Raw genomic sequence first — 1,283 nt, forward strand, 5'->3', positions numbered from 1 at the left:
AGACCTGGACCGCTTCGGCGTGCAGCAGTGGCACATCGTGATGATCGTGCCCATCGGCTTCACCCTGATGTTCCTGCGCTTCGCCCAGGTGCTGGTGCGCGTGATCCAGAACAAGCAGATCGGTTTCGGCGGCCACGGCGAGCTCGATGACGCCATCAAACTCGCCGAAGAGACGGAGACCAAACGATGACCATCGCCTTTCTGTTCATCGCCCTGTTCGTGCTGATGTTCATCGGCATTCCGGTGGCGATTTCCCTGGGTTTGTCCGGGGCCATGACCATCCTGTTCTTCAGCAACGACTCGGTGCGTTCGCTGGCGATCAAGCTGTTCGAGACCAGCGAGCACTACACGCTGCTGGCCATTCCGTTCTTCCTGCTGTCCGGCGCGTTCATGACCACCGGCGGCGTGGCCCGTCGGCTGATCGATTTCGCCAACGCCTGCGTCGGCCACATCAAGGGCGGCCTGGCCATCGCCGCGATCCTCGCGTGCATGCTGTTCGCTGCGCTGTGCGGCTCGTCGCCGGCCACCGTGGCGGCGGTCGGTTCGATCGTCATCGCCGGCATGGTGCGCTCGGGCTACAAGAAGGAGTTCGCCGCCGGCATCGTCTGTAACGCCGGTACCCTGGGCATCCTGATTCCGCCGTCGATCGTCATGGTGGTCTACGCCACCGCGACCGAAACCTCGGTGGGCAAGCTGTTCATGGCCGGTGTGGTGCCGGGCCTGCTGCTGGGCGTGTTCCTGATGATCACCATCTACATCATCGCCCGGGTTAAGAACATGCCGTCGCTGCCGCGCGCCTCGATGGCCGAGATCCTCACCGCCGGGCGCAAGGCCGGCTGGGGCCTGCTGCTGATCGTGATCATCCTCGGCGGCATCTACTCGGGCATGTTCACGCCGACCGAAGCGGCAGCCGTGGCCGCGGTGTACGCAGCCTTCGTGGCGATCTTCATCTACAAGGACATGACCATCCGCGAGTGCCCGAAGGTGTTCGTCGAGGCGGGCAAGCTCAGCGTGGTGCTGATGTTCATCATCGCCAACGCCATGCTGTTCGCCCACGTGCTGACCACCGAGCAGATCCCCCAGTCGATCACCGCCTGGGTCGTCGAGCAGGGCTTCAGCCCGATCGAATTCCTGCTGGTGGTGAACATCGTGCTGCTGATCGCCGGGACCTTCATGGAGCCGTCGGCGATCATCCTGATCCTGGCGCCGATCCTGTTCCCGATCGCCATGCAGCTGGGCATCGACCCGATCCACCTGGGCATCATCATGGTGGTGAACATGGA

1 protein-coding gene and 1 pseudogene are annotated in these 1,283 nt (G+C 63.4%); both read left to right on the forward strand.

Annotation, left to right across the window (positions count from 1 at the left end):
- Nucleotides 1-190 (forward strand): annotated as a pseudogene (locus BVH03_RS25735) (C4-dicarboxylate ABC transporter); the annotation flags it as partial.
- A partial coding sequence (locus BVH03_RS20035; RefSeq protein WP_075962985.1) for a TRAP transporter large permease occupies nucleotides 187-1,283 on the forward strand: 1,097 nt, incomplete at its 3' end. The pseudogene BVH03_RS25735 and the gene BVH03_RS20035, both read left to right, overlap by 4 nt.

Source organism: Pseudomonas sp. PA15(2017) (assembly GCF_001945395.1).
Lineage (GTDB): Bacteria > Pseudomonadota > Gammaproteobacteria > Pseudomonadales > Pseudomonadaceae > Aquipseudomonas.